General features: G+C 73.3%; 19 protein-coding genes. 11 read left to right on the top strand and 8 right to left on the bottom strand.

The genetic code is table 11. The features are described from left to right. Positions 1-32: 32 nt before the first annotated feature. Together BJ982_RS31210 and ybaK are read right to left on the bottom strand one after the other, a co-directional pair. On the bottom strand, positions 33-1448 hold the full coding sequence (locus BJ982_RS31210) for an amidase (protein ID WP_184885982.1): 1416 nt from the start codon (positions 1446-1448) through the stop codon (positions 33-35). 9 nt (positions 1449-1457) lie between these two features. Continuing rightward, positions 1458-1955, bottom strand: a complete 498-nt coding sequence (gene ybaK / locus BJ982_RS31205) for a Cys-tRNA(Pro) deacylase (protein ID WP_184885980.1) — start codon at positions 1953-1955, stop codon at positions 1458-1460. A gap of 101 nt (positions 1956-2056) precedes the next feature. Here ybaK and hisD point away from each other — a divergent pair, with 101 nt between their 5' ends. The 9 genes from hisD to BJ982_RS31160 all read left to right on the top strand — a co-directional run bounded on the left by hisD (position 2057) and on the right by BJ982_RS31160 (position 9017). Continuing rightward, positions 2057-3361, top strand: coding sequence for a histidinol dehydrogenase (gene hisD, locus BJ982_RS31200; RefSeq protein WP_184885978.1), 1305 nt, complete (start codon positions 2057-2059; stop codon positions 3359-3361). Further along, positions 3358-4524, top strand: a complete 1167-nt coding sequence (locus tag BJ982_RS31195) for a histidinol-phosphate transaminase (RefSeq protein WP_184885976.1) — start codon at positions 3358-3360, stop codon at positions 4522-4524. Before hisD ends, BJ982_RS31195 begins: the two co-directional genes overlap by 4 nt. Then, positions 4521-5141, top strand: a complete 621-nt coding sequence (gene hisB / locus BJ982_RS31190; RefSeq protein ID WP_184885974.1) for an imidazoleglycerol-phosphate dehydratase HisB — start codon at positions 4521-4523, stop codon at positions 5139-5141. Before BJ982_RS31195 ends, hisB begins: the two co-directional genes overlap by 4 nt. Further along, positions 5138-5293, top strand: coding sequence for a CG2302 family histidine operon protein (locus tag BJ982_RS31185; RefSeq protein WP_184889979.1), 156 nt, complete (start codon positions 5138-5140; stop codon positions 5291-5293). The genes hisB and BJ982_RS31185 overlap by 4 nt, the downstream gene beginning before the upstream one ends. Beyond that, positions 5284-5916, top strand: a complete 633-nt coding sequence (gene hisH / locus BJ982_RS31180) for an imidazole glycerol phosphate synthase subunit HisH (protein WP_184885972.1) — start codon at positions 5284-5286, stop codon at positions 5914-5916. Before BJ982_RS31185 ends, hisH begins: the two co-directional genes overlap by 10 nt. 43 nt (positions 5917-5959) lie before the next feature. Continuing rightward, positions 5960-6298 carry a hypothetical protein gene (locus BJ982_RS31175; protein ID WP_184885970.1) on the top strand — a complete coding sequence of 113 codons (339 nt, stop codon included), beginning with the start codon at positions 5960-5962 and terminating at the stop codon, positions 6296-6298. Between the two features lie 2 nt (positions 6299-6300). Continuing rightward, positions 6301-7023, top strand: coding sequence for a bifunctional 1-(5-phosphoribosyl)-5-((5-phosphoribosylamino)methylideneamino)imidazole-4-carboxamide isomerase/phosphoribosylanthranilate isomerase PriA (gene priA, locus BJ982_RS31170; protein WP_184885967.1), 723 nt, complete (start codon positions 6301-6303; stop codon positions 7021-7023). After that, complete coding sequence (hisF, locus tag BJ982_RS31165; RefSeq protein ID WP_184885965.1) at positions 7020-7790, top strand: imidazole glycerol phosphate synthase subunit HisF; 771 nt, start codon at positions 7020-7022, stop codon at positions 7788-7790. Before priA ends, hisF begins: the two co-directional genes overlap by 4 nt. 231 nt (positions 7791-8021) lie before the next feature. After that, positions 8022-9017 (top strand): LppU/SCO3897 family protein, encoded by a 996-nt coding sequence (locus BJ982_RS31160; RefSeq protein ID WP_184885963.1) that lies wholly within the window; start codon positions 8022-8024, stop codon positions 9015-9017. Between the two features lie 27 nt (positions 9018-9044). Here BJ982_RS31160 and BJ982_RS31155 read toward each other — a convergent pair whose 3' ends face one another. Continuing rightward, on the bottom strand, positions 9045-9206 hold the full coding sequence (locus tag BJ982_RS31155) for a hypothetical protein (protein ID WP_184885961.1): 162 nt from the start codon (positions 9204-9206) through the stop codon (positions 9045-9047). A gap of 150 nt (positions 9207-9356) precedes the next feature. After that, positions 9357-9992: a TIGR03085 family metal-binding protein gene (locus BJ982_RS31150; RefSeq protein WP_203959217.1), complete on the bottom strand. Its 636-nt coding sequence runs from the start codon at positions 9990-9992 to the stop codon at positions 9357-9359. Positions 9993-10187: 195 nt separating this feature from the next. Here BJ982_RS31150 and BJ982_RS31145 point away from each other — a divergent pair, with 195 nt between their 5' ends. Both BJ982_RS31145 and BJ982_RS31140 read left to right on the top strand, forming a co-directional pair. Next, positions 10188-11972: an ABC transporter ATP-binding protein gene (locus BJ982_RS31145; RefSeq protein ID WP_184889584.1), complete on the top strand. Its 1785-nt coding sequence runs from the start codon at positions 10188-10190 to the stop codon at positions 11970-11972. Continuing rightward, positions 11969-13741, top strand: coding sequence for an ABC transporter ATP-binding protein (locus BJ982_RS31140; RefSeq protein WP_184885957.1), 1773 nt, complete (start codon positions 11969-11971; stop codon positions 13739-13741). The genes BJ982_RS31145 and BJ982_RS31140 overlap by 4 nt, the downstream gene beginning before the upstream one ends. Here the strand turns inward: BJ982_RS31140 and BJ982_RS31135 are convergent. The 4 genes from BJ982_RS31135 to BJ982_RS31120 form a co-directional block, all read right to left on the bottom strand. After that, complete coding sequence (locus tag BJ982_RS31135; RefSeq protein ID WP_239123171.1) at positions 13705-14193, bottom strand: GNAT family N-acetyltransferase; 489 nt, start codon at positions 14191-14193, stop codon at positions 13705-13707. The genes BJ982_RS31140 and BJ982_RS31135 overlap by 37 nt on opposite strands. A gap of 67 nt (positions 14194-14260) precedes the next feature. Further along, entirely contained in the window at positions 14261-15271 is a 1011-nt protein-coding gene (locus tag BJ982_RS31130) for an ABC transporter substrate-binding protein (RefSeq protein ID WP_184885953.1), read from the bottom strand. Positions 15272-15293: 22 nt separating this feature from the next. Beyond that, positions 15294-16046, bottom strand: a complete 753-nt coding sequence (locus BJ982_RS31125) for an amino acid ABC transporter ATP-binding protein (protein WP_184889581.1) — start codon at positions 16044-16046, stop codon at positions 15294-15296. A gap of 8 nt (positions 16047-16054) precedes the next feature. Beyond that, the gene (locus BJ982_RS31120; protein WP_184885951.1) at positions 16055-17059 is read right to left on the bottom strand and encodes an amino acid ABC transporter permease; all 1005 of its coding nucleotides are present in this window, start codon (positions 17057-17059) and stop codon (positions 16055-16057) included. Positions 17060-17067 lie beyond the last annotated feature (8 nt).

Raw genomic sequence — 17067 nt, 5'->3', positions numbered from 1 at the left:
GGGCAGGGCCGGTGATGGGTCCGGGCGGAGGTCTAGGCGTAGGCGGAGTTCTGCGGGGGACGGCGGGCGCTGTGGCGGGTGGCCTGTTCGAAGGTGTGGGCGACCTTCAGCACGGTGAGGTCGGCCCACGGCCTGGCGATGATCTGGACGCCGACGGGCAGCCCTTCCGGGGTGAAGCCGCACGGCACCGAGGCCGCGGGTGCGTGCAGGACGCTGATCCAGTAGGCCGAGCGCATCCAGGCCAGGTAGTCCGGCATGGGAGTGCCGGCGACCTCGGTGACGTACGGCTCCTCGACCGGGAACGGCGGCACCTGGCTGACCGGGGCGACGAGCACGTCGTAGGCGTCGAAGAAGGCGCCGGCCCGGTGGAACAGCAGGCTGCGCAGGCGCTCGGCGCGGGCGAGGTCGGCGGCGGTGACCCGGCGCCCCTGGTCGACGTTCCAGGCGACGTTGGCGCCGAGCTGGTCGGCGGGCAGGCCGCCGAAGGCGTTCAGGTAGTGCCAGGCGCGCAGCACGCGGAAGGCGTCCTCGGCGCCGGACAGGTCGAGGTCGGCCCGCTCGACGCGGGCGCCGAGCCCGGCGAGCACCTCGGGGGCCCGCGCGGTGACGGCCGCGGTGCGCGGGTCGACGGGGAGGCCGCCGAGGTCGGGACTGTAGGCGACGCGCAGGCCGGACAGGTCGCATTCGAGGGGCCCGGCGAAGAGGGAGCCGTCCTCGCGGACCGCGAACGGCGAGGTGGGCGCGAACCCGGAGATCACGCTCATGAGCAGCGCGGCGTCGGCGACCGTGCGGGCCATGGGCCCGGCCACCCCCAGGCTGAACCAGGCCGCGGTGGGGGAGTGGTCGGGCACCCGGCCGGGGGTGGGGCGCAGGCCGACGACGTTGCAGAAGGACGCGGGGTTGCGCAGCGAGCCGCCCATGTCGGAGCCGTCGGCCAGCGCCACCATGCCGGCGGCCAGGGCGGCGGCGGAGCCTCCGCTGCTGCCGCCCGCGCTGCGCGTCAGGTCGTAGGGGTTGCGGGTGGCGCCGAACACGGCGTTGACGGTGTGGGAGCCGGTGCCGAACTCGGGCGTGTTGGTCTTGCCGATCGTCACCGCGCCCGCGGCCTTGGCGCGCCGCACGACCAGGGCGTCGGAGCCGGGCACGTGGTCGGCGAACAGGGGGGAGCCGTAGGTGGTGCGGACGCCCGCGGTGTCGGTCAGGTCCTTGTAGGCGATCGGCAGGCCGTGCAGCGGACCGGGCTCCTCGCCGCGGGCGAGGGCGTCGTCCAGGGCCCTGGCCCGCGCGAGCGCCAGGTCGGCGGTCACGGTGACGATCGCGTTGACCCGGCCGTTGACCTCCTCGACGCGCCGCAGGCTCGCCTCGGCGACCTCCACCGCGCTCACCTCGCGGGCGCGCAGCAGCGCGAGCGTCTCGGTGGCGGGCAGGTAGTTGAGCTCGCTCCCCATGGCGCCGCCTCAGGACTTGGCGATCGGGGCGGTGACGGCCCGGGTGAGGCGCACCAGCTCGGCCGGGGCGGTCTCGATCTGCAGGCCGCGGCGGCCGGCGGAGAAGTAGATCGTCTCGTGGTCCAGCGCCGAGGCGTCGACCACGGTGGGCAGGGCCTTGCGCTGGCCGAGCGGGCTGATGCCGCCGACGACGTACCCGGTGACCCGCTCGACCTTGGCGGCGTCGGCCATCGCCGCGCGCTTGCCGCCGAGCGCGGCGGCGAACGCCTTCAGGTCCAGGCGGCCGGAGACCGGCACGACCGCGACGGCGAGGCCGGTCTCGACCTCGGCGACCAGGGTCTTGAAGATGCGGTCGTAGGGCAGGCCGAGCGCGTCGGCGGCCTCCTCGCCGTACGCCTGGGCGTTCGGGTCGTGGTCGTAGGGGTGGAGGGTGAAGGTGGCTCCGGCGCGGGTCAGGGCCACGGTCGCGGGAGTGCCCTGGCCGCCCTTGCTCTTCGTCTTGCTCACGCCGCCCAGCTTAACGTCAGGTTAAAATCTACAATGTAAAGCGGCTGTCCGAATGGCGGACCAAGACCGGATCCATGTCCCGGCCTTCGTAGACTGGTGCGGTGATATCCCGTATCGACCTGCGCGGGCCCCTTCCGGAGAACCTGCGCGACGTGCTGCCCCGCGCCGAACTCGACGTCGAGGCCGCCCTGGCACAGGTGCGGCCCGTGTGCGACGACGTGCGCCATAGGGGTCTCGCGGCCGTGCGGGAGCTGACGGCCCGGTTCGACGGCGTCGAGCTGGAGAGCACGCGCGTGCCCGCGGCCGCCCTCGCCGACGCCGTGGCCGCGCTCACGCCCGATGTGCGCGCCGCCCTGGAGGAGTCGATCCGCCGCGCCAGGCTCGTCCACCGCGACCAGCGGCGTACGGACACGACCACGCAGGTGGTGCCGGGCGGCACGGTCACCGAGCGCTGGATCCCGGTCGAGCGGGTGGGCCTGTACGTGCCGGGCGGGCGCGCGGTGTACCCGTCCAGCGTGGTCATGAACGTCGTCCCCGCACAGGAGGCGGGGGTGCCGTCCCTGGCGGTGACCTCCCCGCCGCAGGCCGAGTTCGGCGGGCTGCCGCACCCGACCATCCTGGCGGCGTGCGCGCTGCTCGGCGTCGAGGAGGTCTACGCGGTGGGCGGCGCCCAGGCCGTGGCGATGTTCGCCTACGGCACCGAGGAGTGCGCGCCGGCGGTCATGGTCACCGGGCCGGGCAACATCTGGGTCGCCGCGGCCAAGCGCCTGCTGAAGGGCCGCATCGGCATCGACTCAGAGGCGGGCCCCACCGAGATCGCGATCCTGGCCGACGACACCGCCGACGCCGCGCACGTCGCCGCCGACCTGATCAGCCAGGCCGAGCACGACGTGATCGCCGCGGCCGTGCTGGTCACCCCCAGCGAGAGGCTGGCCGAGGCCGTCGAGAAGGAACTGCCCGGCCAGGTCGCCGCCACCCGGCACTCCGAGCGCATCGCCGAGGCCCTGGCGGGCCGCCAGTCGGGCATCGTGCTGGTCTCCGGCCTGGAGGACGGCCTGAAGGTCGTGGACGCCTACGCCGCCGAGCACCTGGAGATCCAGACCGCCGGCGCCCGCGAGGTCGCGGCGCGGGTGCGCAACGCGGGGGCGATCTTCGTCGGCCCGTACTCCCCGGTGTCCCTGGGCGACTACATGGCGGGCTCCAACCACGTGCTGCCGACCGGCGGGTGCGCCTGCCACTCCTCGGGGCTGTCGGTGCAGACCTTCCTGCGCGGCGTCCACGTCGTGGACTACACGCGCGAGGCGCTGGCCGAGGCCGCCGCCCACGTGTACGCGCTGTCGGAGGCCGAGGACCTCCCGGCCCACGGCGCGGCCGTGCGGGCGCGGTTCGGCGGTGGCACGCGATGACCACCCCGCAGCGCGCGATCACGCTCGCCGACCTGCCGCTGCGCGACGACCTGCGCGGGCGCTCGCCGTACGGCGCGCCGCAGATCGACGTGCCGGTCCGGCTGAACACCAACGAGAACCCCTACCCGCCCTCGCCCGGCCTGGCCGCCGGCCTGGCCGAGGCCGTGCGGCGCGACGCCGTGTCGCTGAACCGCTACCCCGACAGGGACGCCGTCGCCCTGCGCGAGGAGCTGGCGGCCTACCTGGGGCACGGCCTCGGGGTGGAGCGGGTGTGGGCGGCCAACGGGTCCAACGAGGTCCTGCAGCAGATCCTGCAGGCGTTCGGCGGGCCGGGCCGGTCGGCCATGGGCTTCGAGCCGTCCTACTCCATGCACCCGATCATCGCGACCGGCGCCGCCACCCGGTGGATCTCCGGCGCCCGCGAGGACGACTTCGGCATCGACCCGGACAAGGCCGTGGCCGCCGTCGAGGAGCACCGGCCGGACGTCGTCTTCCTGACCAGCCCGAACAACCCCACGGGCACGGCGCTGCCGCTGGAGGTCATCGCGCGGATCGCCGAGGCCGCGCCGGGCATGGTCGTGGTGGACGAGGCGTACTTCGAGTTCGCCCGCACCGGCACGCCGAGCGCGCTGAGCCTGCTGCCGGACAATCCGCGGCTGATCGTCACCCGCACCATGTCCAAGGCGTTCGCCATGGCGGGCACCCGGCTCGGCTACCTCGCCGCCGATCCCGCGGTGATCGAGGCGCTGCTGCTGGTCCGCCTGCCGTACCATTTGTCGACGCTCACCCAGGCGGCGGCCCGGGTCGCGCTCGCCCACCGCGGCGAGCTGCTCGGCACGGTCGACCGTCTGCGCGCCGAGCGCGACGCCTGCGTGGAGTGGCTGCGCGCGCGGGGTCTGGCCGTGGCCGACTCCGACGCCAACTTCGTGCTGTTCGGCCGCTTCCCCGACCGCCGCGCGGTGTGGGAGGCCCTGCTGGGGCACGGGGTGCTGATCCGCGAGGTCGGGCCGCCCGAGTGGCTGCGCGTCTCGATCGGCACCGAGGACGAGATGGCGGCCTTCCGCGCGGCCATGGCGGCCGTGCCGGTCCCCGGCGCCCGCTCTACCCGAGACACCCCCGCGGCCGGAACGTCCGGGCGCGGCGACCTGGAGGCGATCCTGTGACCAGTCCCGCCGTACGCGAGCCGAGGCCGCGCACCGGCCGCGTGGAGCGTACGACCAAGGAGACCTCGGTGCTGGTGGAGGTCGGCCTGGACGGCACCGGCCGCGTCGACGTCGCCACCGGCGTCGGGTTCTTCGACCACATGCTCGCCCAGCTCGGCAAGCACGGCCTGTTCGACCTGACGGTGAAGACCGACGGTGACCTGCACATCGACTCCCACCACACCATCGAGGACACCGCGCTGGCGCTGGGTGCGGCCTTCCGCGAGGCGCTGGGCGACAAGTCCGGCATCCGGCGGTTCGGCAACGCGTCCTGCCCGCTGGACGAAGCGCTCGCCGAGGTCACCGTCGACCTGTCGGGCCGCCCCTACCTCGTGCACACCGAGCCCGAGGGCATGGCCCCGATGATCGGCCCCGACTACGACACCACGCTGACCCGCCACATCCTGGAGTCGTTCGTCGCCCAGGCCGCCGTCTGCCTGCACGTGCGCGTGCCGTACGGGCGTAACGCCCACCACATCGTCGAGGCCCAGTTCAAGGCGCTGGCCCGCGCGCTGCGGGCCGCCGCCGAGCGCGACCCCCGCGCCACCGGCGTGCCGAGCACCAAGGGAGTCCTGTGACCTCCAACTGGACGGCCATCGCGATGATCGCCGTCGGGCTCTTCCTGGTCGGCGGCGCGTTCTCCTTCGCCCGGCAGGGCATCAAGTCCGGCGCCGTCCTCGTCGGGGCCGGAGCCGTGCTGGCCTTCGTCGCGGGGGTGCTGTGGTGGTGAACGTCGTCGTCCTGGACTACGGCTCGGGCAACCTGCGCTCGGCCGAGCGCGCGCTGGCCCGCGCCGGCGCCGCGGTCACGGTGACCTCCGACTTCGACACCGCGCTCGGCGCCGACGGGCTGGTCGTGCCCGGCGTGGGCGCGTTCTCCGCGTGCATGGCGGGCCTGCGGGCCGTGCGGGGCGAGCAGATCATCGGCCGCCGCCTGGCCGGCGGGCGGCCCGTGCTCGGCATCTGCGTCGGCATGCAGATCCTCTTCGCCGAGGGCGTCGAGCACGGCCGGCGCGCGGAGGGCTGCGGCGAGTGGCCGGGCGTCGTCGAGCGGCTGGAGGCCCCCGTGCTGCCGCACATGGGCTGGAACACCGTGCAGGCCCCGGAGGGGTCGGCGCTGTTCGCCGGGCTCGACGCCGCCACGCGCTTCTACTTCGTCCACTCCTACGGGGTGCGCAAGTTCGAGCTGGAGGCCGGGCCCGGGTTCCGGCCGCCGCTGGTCACGTGGGGCGAGCACGGCGTGCCGTTCGTCGCCGCGGTCGAGAACGGCCCCCTGTCGGCCACGCAGTTCCACCCGGAGAAGTCCGGGGACGCCGGGGCCGCGCTGCTGAAGAACTGGCTGGGCACGCTGTGAGCGCGGGCACGTCCTTACCCGGCGCCGTCCCCGGCGGCCCCGCGTGAGCAAGGAGCGCGCCCGCCGCCGCGCCGAGCGCGAGGCCGAACGAGAGCGGCTGGCCGCGCGGCGCGCCGAGCGGCACGCACGGTCGGCCCGGTGGCGCCGGCGGCGCGGGCGCCTGCTGGCGCTGGTGCCCCGGCCGGTGCGCGTGGCGCGCCAGGGCGGCCTGATCGCCCGGCGGCAGCGCGCGCAGAACGCCGTCGTGGCCGTGCTGTTCGTGCTGGTCCAGGCCCTGGCGTGGATTCTGCTCGATGGCTGGGCCGCCCGGGTGGGCGTCCTGGTGTTGTCCCTTCTGCTCGTCCCGGTGCTCGTCACCGTCGTATTCGACCGGAGGTCGTGAACATGTCGCTGGTGCTGCTGCCCGCCGTTGACGTCGCCGACGGCCAGGCCGTGCGCCTGGTCCAGGGGGAGGCGGGCACGGAGACCTCCTACGGCGACCCCTTGGCCGCCGCGCTCGCCTGGCAGGACGCGGGCGCCGAGTGGATCCATCTGGTCGACCTGGACGCCGCGTTCGGCCGCGGCTCCAACCGCGAGCTGCTGGCCTCGGTGGTGGACGCGCTGGACGTGCAGGTGGAGCTGTCGGGCGGCATCCGCGACGACGCCTCCCTGGAGGCCGCGCTGGCCACCGGCTGCCGGCGGGTCAACATCGGCACCGCCGCCCTGGAGGACCCGGCCTGGTGCTCCAAGATCATCGCCGAGCACGGTGACCGGGTGGCCGTCGGGCTGGACGTGCGCGGTACGACGCTGGCCGCGCGGGGCTGGACCAAGGAGGGCGGCGACCTGTGGGAGGTCCTGGACCGCCTGGAGTCCGACGGCTGCCCCCGCTACGTCCTCACCGACGTCACCAAGGACGGCACCCTGCGCGGCCCGAACCTGGACCTGCTGCGCCAGGTCTGCGCCCGCACCGACAAGCCCGTGATCGCCAGCGGCGGCGTCTCCTCGCTGGACGACCTGCGGGCGCTGTCCACGCTGGTGCCCGAGGGGGTCGAGGGCGCCATCGTCGGCAAGGCGCTGTACGCGCAGGCGTTCACGCTGGAGGAGGCGCTGGAGGCGGTGCGGGCATGACGGTCGCCGTGCGCGTGATCCCCTGCCTGGACGTGGACGCCGGGCGGGTGGTCAAGGGCGTGAACTTCGAGAACCTCAGGGACGCCGGCGATCCGGTGGAGCTGGCGGCCCGCTACGACGCCGAGGGCGCGGACGAGCTGACGTTCCTGGACATCACCGCCTCCTCGGGCGACCGCGGGACCATGCTCGACGTCGTGCGCCGCACCGCCGAGCAGGTGTTCATCCCGCTCACCGTGGGCGGGGGAGTGCGCTCGGTGGAGGACGTCGACCGGCTGCTGCGCGCGGGCGCGGACAAGGTGTCGCTGAACACCGCCGCCATCGCCCGTCCCGAGCTGCTCACCGAGGCCGCGCACCGCTTCGGGGCGCAGTGCGTGGTGCTGTCGCTGGACGCCCGGCGGGTCGTGGACGGCCCGCCGACGCCGTCGGGGTACGAGGTGACCACGCACGGCGGGCGCAGGGGCACCGGCATCGACGCGGTGGAGTGGGCCCGCCGCGGCCAGGAGCTGGGCGTGGGTGAGATCCTGCTGAACTCGATGGACGGGGACGGCACCAAGGACGGCTACGACCTGCCGATGATCCGGGCCGTACGCGCGGCGGTGACGGTGCCGGTGATCGCCAGCGGCGGCGCGGGCGGGCTGGACCACTTCCCGCCCGCGGTCGAGGCGGGCGCGGACGCGGTGCTGGCGGCCAGCGTCTTCCATTTCGGCCAGCTCACGATCGGGGACGTCAAGCGCGCGCTGCGTGCGGCGGGGCATCCGGTCCGGTGACGGCCGGCCGCCGGGGCCGTCGGGTCCCGGCGGCGCGCGGGTCCGGCGCGGGGGTGATGGGGCGCGTCCGGGAAGGGACCGGTGGCATGCCCGCAATACCGACAAATGACTCTACCCCTCCTGGGAGCGCTCCAAACCCGCTCGAATGGTGGAATGACATCCCATAGTGGGTGGTGATCCGCTACGGTCAGGCGGGTCGTTCGACGATCCCGTTTGACCACAAGGATTTCCGTGACCACTCCTCCTTCTTCAGGCCGGCACGGTTCGCCCTACCAGCCGGACCCCTATCAGCCCCCCGCGGGCGGCGGGCAGCCGACATACCCCCAGCAGGGCGGCCATCCCCAGCAGGGCGACTACTCTCCGCAGGGCGGTTATCCGCAGCAGGGCGACTACTCTCCGCAGGGCGGTTATCCGCAGCAGGGCGACTACTCTCAGCAGGGCGGGTACCCCCAGCAGGGCGGCTATCCGCAGCAGGGGGGTCACCCCCAGCAGGGTGGGTATCCCCAGCAAGGCCACGCCCCGCAGGACCCGTACGGGCAGCAGCCGGGCGCGGGCGCCGGGCAGCCGTACGGCGCCCCGCAGGACCCCTACCGCCAGGGCGGCGCGCCGCAGGACCCGTACCGGAACCAGGCCGGGCCCGGCGCGGGCCAGGACCCGTACGCGGGGTATCCGGGGCAGCCCCAGGACCCCTACGCGGCCTACCAGCAGCAGGGCGGCGCGCAGGGCCACCAGGACCCGTACCGGCAGGCCGGGCACGCGCAGCCCCCCGGCGGCGACCCTTACGCCCAGCAGGCCGCGGGGAACGGCCCGCAGGCCGGCTTCGGCGCCCCGCCCGCCCCGCCGGCGCCGTCGTTCAAGAAGAAGGTGGGCGGCAAGCTGCTCGGCATCGTGGGCGCGCTGGTCGTCATCGCCGTGATCGGCGTGGTGAAGTTCGGCGTCCGCGAGGGCGCGCACGCGGTCCAGGACGAGATCAACGGCGCGCCGCGCGTCGCGGCCGTGGGCGACTGCATGTCGGGCCAGAACGAGAAGACGCTGAAGGTGGTCGACTGCACGGACGCGACCGCCGAGTGGAAGGTCTCCCAGAAGGTCGAGGGCAAGACCGAGGCCCAGTTCGACGCGGACAAGAACCTCAGGATGTGCAAGGACGAGAAGGTCGAGCAGGCCTACTGGGAAGGCAAGCCGGGCGGCGTGGGCTGGGTCCTGTGCCTGCTCGCCGTGGAGAAGTGAGGGCCGCGGACGGGGGCCGGGCCGGGGTCAGTTCAGCAGGCGTGTGAAGAACGTGGCGAGCTGACCGGCGCCCGAGCCGACGCCCTGGAAGATGCCCTCGACGGCGTTCGCGGCGTCGGTGGGGCGGGACAGGGTGTAGAAGACCGCGAAGGCGATGGCGAGGTACAGGAGCACCTTTTTGGTCTTCATCTGCCGCCTCCCGCGGTTCCGGTGACGGGGTCCTACCCGGAAGCCGAAAGCCCTGATCTCCACAAACGGTCATGGAACGACCCCGCTGTGATCATATCGCCGACATGGCCGGGATGTCCGAAAACCGAGTAATCGACGTCCGGGGGAGGCTCAGACGCCGAGGCGGGCGGCGGTGAGACGGGCGACCGACGGAGGGTCGCCCGCGCAGGTGACGCGCGCGTGGTCCTGCCGTCCGAAGGCGAACATCAGCAGCTCGGCCGGGTCGCCGGTCACGATCACGTGCGGCTCGGCCTTCTTGGCCCCGGCCCTGCGCCCGTCGGTGTGGCGCAGGATCACGCCCACCGGCGACCTGCGGAACATCAGCCGGGCACCCGCCGCCACCCGCTTCCAGAGCAGCTCGGCGAGGTCGGCGGGCAGCGCGCGCGGCTCCCAGTCCGGCCGGGCCCGCCGCACGTCCTCGTGGTGGACGAACATCTCCAGCGTGTTCACCGCGGCGTCCAGCCCCGGCACCAGGCCGTAGGGGGACCAGCGCGGCGGGCCCTGGCGCACGGCGTCCACGAGCTCGTGGTAGCCCCCGCGGTTCTTGATCCGCTCCTGCACGGCGGCGGTGCGGCCGGCCAGGGCGGGGACGGCGATGCCGGCGGCGGCGTCGAGCCGCCGCTCGCGCAGCACGAGGTGGGCGGTGAGGTCGGCGGTCGTCCACCCCTGGCAGAGGGTGGGAGCGTCCGGGCCCAGCTCGTCGAGAAGGTCACAGAGGGCGGCGCGCTCGGCGCGTGCGTGGTTCACCCTGATCACCCTACTCAGGCGGGTGGTACGGAGATCGGGCGTGGTAGGGGTGGGAATAAACGTTTTGCCAAGGATGATAGGCATTTAGTCAGGCGAACCCCATCGCATCCCCCGGAAGCCCCCGTCCCCGCCGACGGGCCCCCGTTCGAGAGGACCTCCCGCGTGCCGAGCGAGCGCGACTCCAATCCGACCGTCATGCGCGAGGGATTCCACGTCCTCGGGCATGCCATCAAGACCGAGAGGGGCGTCTTCACCGGCGCGGTGCTCGCCAGCGCCCTCTACGGGATCATGACGGTCGCCTCCTCCTGGGCGCTCGGCTGGGCCACCGAGCACGCCATGCTGCCCAGCTTCCGCGACGGCGAGGCCCGCACGGGCGCGCTGATCGCCGCGGCCCTGCTGATCATCGGCGTGGCCGTGCTGAAGGCCGCGGGCGTGATCGGCCGCAGGACGCTGGCCGGCATCATGCAGTACCGCATGCAGGCCCGGTCGCGGCGCGACGTCACCCGCCAGTACCTGCGGCTTCCCCTCGCCTGGCACCACCGCCACCCCACCGGCCAGCTCCTGTCCAACGCGAGCTCCGACGTCGAGGCGGCCTGGGCCCCGCTCGCCCCGCTGCCCATGGCCGTCGGCGTGGTGGTCATGCTGGTCACCGCCGCCGTGGCGATCCTGCTGGTGGACCCGCTGCTCGCCCTGGTCGGCTTCCTGATCTTCCCGCTCATCGCCGTGCTGAACTTCGTCTACCAGCGCCGCCTGTCGCCCCTGGTGATGCGCTCCCAGCAACTGCGCGCCGATGTCAGCGAGATCGCCCACGAGAGCTTCGACGGCGCGCTCGTCGTCAAGACGCTGGGCAGGGAGGACGCCGAAGCGGCCCGCTTCCGCGCCAAGGCCGACCTGCTGCGCGACGCCAACATCGCCGTCGGCCGGGTGCGCGGCCTGTTCGACCCGCTCCTTGAGGCCCTGCCCACGCTCGGCGTGCTGGCCGTCCTGCTGTTCGGCGCGCTGCGGCTGCAGGCCGGCGGCGTCTCCTCCGGCGAGCTGGTCCAAGTGGCCTACCTGTTCACGTTGCTCGCCTTCCCGGTGCGCGCGCTCGGCTGGGTGCTGGCCGAGCTGCCGCGCAGCGTCGTCGGCTGGACGCGGGTGCGCGCCGTCCTGGACGCCACCGGGTCCATGGAGCACGGCGCCGAGGACCTGCCCGGCGACGGCCCCGCCCGGGTGGAGGCGCGGGACCTGACCTACGGGTACGCCGAGGACGCGCCGGTGCTCTCCGGGGTGTCCTTCGAGGTGCGCCCGGGACGCACGGTCGCCGTCGTCGGACCCACCGGCTCGGGCAAGTCCACGCTCACCCAGCTCCTGGTCCGGCTGATCGACCCCGACGCCGGCCGTGCGCTGGTCGACGGCGTGGACCTGCGCGCGCTGGCGCCGGGACGACTCAGCGCCGCCGCGGCCCTGGTGCCCCAGCAGACCTTCCTGTTCGACGACACCGTGCGCGGCAACCTCAGCCTCGGCGCGGCGCAGGACGTCCCCGACGAGGAGATCTGGGCGGCGCTGCGGCTCGCCCAGGCGGAAGGGTTCGTCAGCGCGCTGCCCAAGGGCGTCGACACGCGGGTCGGCGAGCGCGGCGCGACCCTGTCCGGAGGTCAGCGGCAGCGCCTGGCCCTGGCCAGGGCCCTGGTGCGCAAACCCCGCCTGCTGATCCTGGACGACGCCACCTCCAGCGTGGACCCACAGGTCGAAGGCCGGATCCTGTCCGGCCTGCGCGAGGGGTCCCCGGAGACGACGGTGATCGTGGTCGCCTACCGGATGGCGACGATCGCGCTGGCCGACGAGGTGGTCTACGTGGAGCACGGCCGGGTGGCCGACCGCGGCCCGCACGACGAGCTGCTCGCCCGCTGCCAGGGATACCGCAACCTCGTCACGGCCTACGAGCGCGAAGAGGCCGAGCGCGCGGCGCTGGACGCCGGTGAGGAGATCGTGGCATGACGCTGACCAGCAACGAACGCTCGGCGGTGGCGACGTTCCGCCGCGGGCTGGCGCTCTCGCCGGAGTTCCGCACGGGCCTGCCGGTCACGCTGCTGCTCGCCGTGGCCGCCACGCTCGGCAAGGTGATCGTCCCCATCGCGATTCAGCAGGTCATCGACCGCGGGCTGAAGGGCGCCACGCCCGACATCCCCTTCATCAGGGCGGCGGTCATCTGGTGCGCGGTCGCGGTGCTGGTGACCGCGCTGTGCGGCTACCTGATGAACGTGCGCCTCTACCGCTCGACCGAGTCGGGCCTCGCCACGCTGCGGGGCAAGGGGTTCCGGCACGTCCACGACCTGTCGGTGCTCACCCAGAACACCGAGCGGCGCGGCGCGCTGGTCTCGCGGGTGACCGGCGACGTCGACCAGATCAGCACGTTCATGCAGTGGGGCGGGCTCATGGTCATCGTCTCGCTGGGCCAGCTCCTCATCGCGAGCGTGCTGATGACCGTCTACTCCTGGCAGCTCGCGCTGCTGGTCTGGGCCTGCTTCGTGCCGCTGGTGATCGTGCTGCCGCGGTTCCAGCGCTGGGTGGCCCGCGCCTACACCGAGGTGCGCGAACGCACCGGCGACATGCTCGCCGCGGTGAGCGAGAGCGTGGTCGGCAGCGCGGTGATCCGGGCCTACGGCTCCGAGGAGCGCACCGCCCGGCGGATCGACGAGGCCGTCGACGCCCACCGCGCGGCCCAGACCCGCGCCCAGAAGATCATCGCGTTCACCTTCCCGATCACCGAGCTGGTGGGCGCGATCGCCATCGCCGGCGTCGTCCTGCTCGGCGTCAGGCTGGGCGTGGACGGCATGATCTCCCCCGGGCGGCTGGTCGCGTTCCTGTTCCTGATCACACTGTTCATCAGCCCGCTGCAGACCGCGACCGAGGTGCTCAACGACGCCCAGAACGCGCTCGCCGGATGGCGCCGGATACTCGGCGTGCTCGACACCGCCGCCGACGTGGCCGACCCCGGCGAGGCCGGCGCCGTGCTGCCGCGCGGCGCGATCACGGTCACCTTCGAGAACGTCGGCTTCTCCTACCCCGGCGGCCCTCCGGTGCTGCACGAGGTGAGCGTGGAGATCCCGCCCCGCACACGCGTCGCGGTCGTCGGCGAGACCGGCTCGGGCAAGACCACGTTCGCCAAGCTGCTCACCCGGCTCATGGACCCCACCGAGGGGCGCGTCCTGGTGGACGGCGTGGACCTGCGCAGGGTGCGGTTCTCCTCGCTGCGCGAGCGCGTCGTCATGGTGCCCCAGGACGGCTTCCTGTTCGACGGCTCGCTGGCCGACAACATCCGCTACGGCCGTCCCGAGGCCACCGACGAGGAGATCGCGCTGGCCGTCACCGAGCTGGGCCTCGCCGACTGGCTGGAGGGCCTGCCCGCGGGCCTCGCCACGCCGGTCGGCCAGCGCGGCGAGTCGCTGTCGGCGGGCGAGCGCCAGCTCGTCGCGCTGGCCAGGGCCTACCTCGCCGACCCCGACCTGCTGCTGCTCGACGAGGCCACCTCCGCGGTGGACCCGGCGACCGAGGTGCGCATCGCGCGCGCCCTGGACGGAGTCACCCGGGGCCGCACGGCCGTGTCGATCGCCCACCGCCTGTCCACCGCGGAGGCCGCGGACGAGGTGCTGGTCTTCGACCGCGGCCGCATCGTGCAGCGGGGGCCGCACGCGGAGCTGCTGCGGGTCGACGGGGTGTACGCCGACCTCTACGCGTCGTGGACCTCCGCCGCCCGGACCTCCTGAGCCCGATCCGGCGCGCCGGCGGTCAGGTCCTTCTCGAAGGCCAGGTGGCTCAGCGTCTCGGGCGGCGCGGTGACGTCGTACAGCGGACGGTACCCGGTGCTGAGGTACAGGGCCGCGGCCTCGGGCTGGCGCGGGCCCGTGGTGAGGTAGACGCGCCGGTATCCCCGGCGCGCCGCCTCCTCCTCCAGGGCCCGCACCACCAGCTTCCCGAGGCCCCGTCTGCGGTGGCCCGGGTGGGCCCAGACGCGCTTCAGTTCGGCCGTCGTCGCGTCGTACCGGCGGAACGCGCCGCCCGCGATCGTGTGCCCATCCGCCACCAGCACCAGGAACGCGCCACCCGGCGGGGTGAACTCGGCGTCGGGGTACCGGTTGAGCTCCTCGTTCGGCCCGTACCTGGTGGTGTACTCCAGGTGGAGGTCCTCCAGCAGGGGCGCGGCGGCGGGGTCGCGCACCGGGACGAGGCGGACCCGGATGGGGGCGGAGGGCTCTGCGGTCGTGCGCCGGATGCTCAGGGCAGGCTCATTTCTTGGTCGGTCGCGGCAGGCCCGGGGGGTTGACCCGTGAGGCGGGAAGGGCCTCGTTCGAAATGCCCCAACGCTTGAGCACCTCGCCGTACTTCCCATTCTCGATCACCGTGTTCAGCGCCTCGGACACCGGCTCGACCAGCCCGTTGCCCTTCTGCGTCATGCCGGCGATCAGCCCCTGCAGCGAATCACCGCCGCCGGACACCGTGCCGACGATCTTCGTGTCGCCGCTGACGGCCGCGTGGTAGGCCGAGGTCGGGTTCGGGCCGAAGTAGGCGTCGATGCGCCCGGACTTCAGGGCCAGGTAGTAGTCGGCGGGCCGCTGGTAGTACTGGATCTCGATGGGGGCGAGCCCGGCGTTCTTGTTGCGCTCGTCCCATTCCAGCAGGATCTTCTCCTGGTTGGTGCCCGTGCCCACCGCCACCTTCAGTCCCGCGATGTCCGACGGCTGCGTGATCTTGGTGATCCTGCCGTCGGAGGCGACCTCCCAGGCGACCTGGTCGACGCGGTAGGTCGCGAAGTCGTAGATGTCCTTGCGCTCCTCGGTGACCGTGATGTTGGAGAACCCGACGTCGTCCTTGCCCGACTTCACCGCGAGGAAGAGGTTTTCCCACGAGGTGCGGTCCAGCCGCAGCCGCAGCCCGAGGACGTCGGCGACGAGCTGGGCGATGTCGGACTCCACGCCGATCACCGTGCTGTCGTCGTCGGCCAGGAAGGACAGCGGCGGGATGCCGTCGCCGGTGATCCCCACGACGAGCTCGCCGCGGGCACGGATCGCCGCGGGCACCTTCGCGGCGATCTCCTCCGCCTTCTCGGCGCGGATCCGGTTCTGCTCCGGGCTGGTGTTGATCTTGAGGGTGGACGCGGCGGCGGCCGGGACCGCGGCGGACTCCTTCGCCGCGGAGGTCCCGGAGCCGCAGGCCGTCAGCAGGAGCGCGGGGAGCAACCCGAGCGCGGCGAGCGGGCGGAGGGCGCGGCGAACCGCATGCGGGGATAACGAGCGCATTTCAGATCCTTTTTCGGGTGGGTCAGAGCACTTTGCTCAGGAAGGCGCGGGTCCGCTCGTGCCGGGGGGAGTCCAGCACCTGGCCGGGCGTCCCCTGCTCGACGACGCGTCCCGCGTCCATGAAGACCACCGTGTCGGCGACCTCACGGGCGAAGCCGATCTCGTGGGTGACGACGATCATGGTGGTGCCGCTGCGGGCCAGGTCCTTCATCACGTCGAGGACCTCGCCGACCAGCTCGGGGTCCAGCGCGGAGGTCGGCTCGTCGAACAGCACGACCTTCGGCCGCAGGGCCAGCGCCCGCGCGATGGCGACCCGCTGCTGCTGCCCCCCGGACAGCCGGCGCGGGTACTCGCCGGCCTTGCCGGCGAGGCCCACGCGGTCCAGCAGCCGGGTGGCGAGCTCCTCGACCTCGGCGCGGGGACGGCGCTGCGCCGACAGCGGCGCCTCGGTGACGTTCTGGCGGACGGTCAGGTGCGGGAACAGGTTGAAGTTCTGGAACACGAAGCCGATGCGCGCCCGCCTGCGCAGGATCTCCCGCTCGGGCAGCTCGTGCAGGCGGTCGCCCGACCTGCGGTACCCGACCAGCTCTCCGTCGATGAGCACCGCGCCCCTGTCCACCTTCTCCAGGTGGTTGACGCTGCGCAGCAGGGTGGACTTGCCCGACCCGGACGGCCCGACGACGACGGTGACCTCGCCGGGATCGACGCGCAGGTTCACGTCGCGCAGGACCTCCAGCGGGCCGAACCGCTTGTGCACGCCGCGCAGCTCCACCATGGGCCGGGTCACGGCGCCCTCCTCGTCACGGTCGCGCCGCGTGCGGCCAGCGCGCGGCGCAGGCGCCGCAGCGGCGGGTCGGGCAGCCCCCTGCTCGTGCCCCGGGCGTAGTGGCGCTCCAGGTAGTACTGCGCGATCGACAGGACGGTGGTCAGGATCAGGTACCAGATCGCCGCCACCAGCAGCAGCGCGATCACCCGGCCGCTGCGGTTGTAGATCACCTGCGCCTGGTAGAACAGCTCGGGCAGCGCCATGATGTAGACCACCGAGGTGCCCTTGACCAGGCCGATGATCTCGTTGCCCGCCGTCGGGACGATCGTCCGCATGGCCTGCGGCAGCAGGATCCTGAAGATCTGGCGGGTGCGCGGGATGCCGAGCGCGGCGGCGGCCTCCAGCTGGCCCGGGTCCACCGACAGGAACCCGGCGCGCACGATCTCGGCGGCGTAGGCGCCCTGGTGCAGGGCGAGGCCGATGGCCGCGGCGGTGACCGGGCCGATCAGCTCCATCGTGCCGATCGAGAAGAACGACGGGCCGAAGGGCACGCCGAACTCGATGTACTTGTACAGCAGGGCGAGGTTGTACCAGAACAGCAGCTGGAGGATCAGCGGCACCGAGCGGAACAGCCAGGTGTAGCCCCAGGCCGCCGAGGTGAGCAGCGGGTTGCTCGACATCCGCATGAGCGCCACGACGGTGCCGATGACGAAGCCCAGCACGATGCCGAGCGCCGTGAGCCGCAGCGTGAACGCCACCGCGCGCAGGATCGCCGGCGCGAAGAGGTACTCGCCGACGACCGGCCAGTCCCACGCGGGGTTGGTGATCAGGGCGCTGGCCGCCATGGCCAGCAGCACCAGCACGACCGCGGCCGAGGCCAGGCGCCACGGATGCCGCGCGGTGACGACCTTGAGCGCCTCAGCGTCATGGGCGCCGTCATGGGCGCCGTCATGGACGGTCTCGGGGGCCGGTGTCTTGTCCGGTGTGGTGCGGGCGTGCGCGATGTCGGGGGGAACGGTCATGATCGGTA

This window comes from Sphaerisporangium siamense (genome assembly GCF_014205275.1).
Taxonomy (GTDB): Bacteria; Actinomycetota; Actinomycetes; order Streptosporangiales; family Streptosporangiaceae; genus Sphaerisporangium; species Sphaerisporangium siamense.
This window is presented reverse-complemented; position numbering and strand designations above follow the sequence as displayed.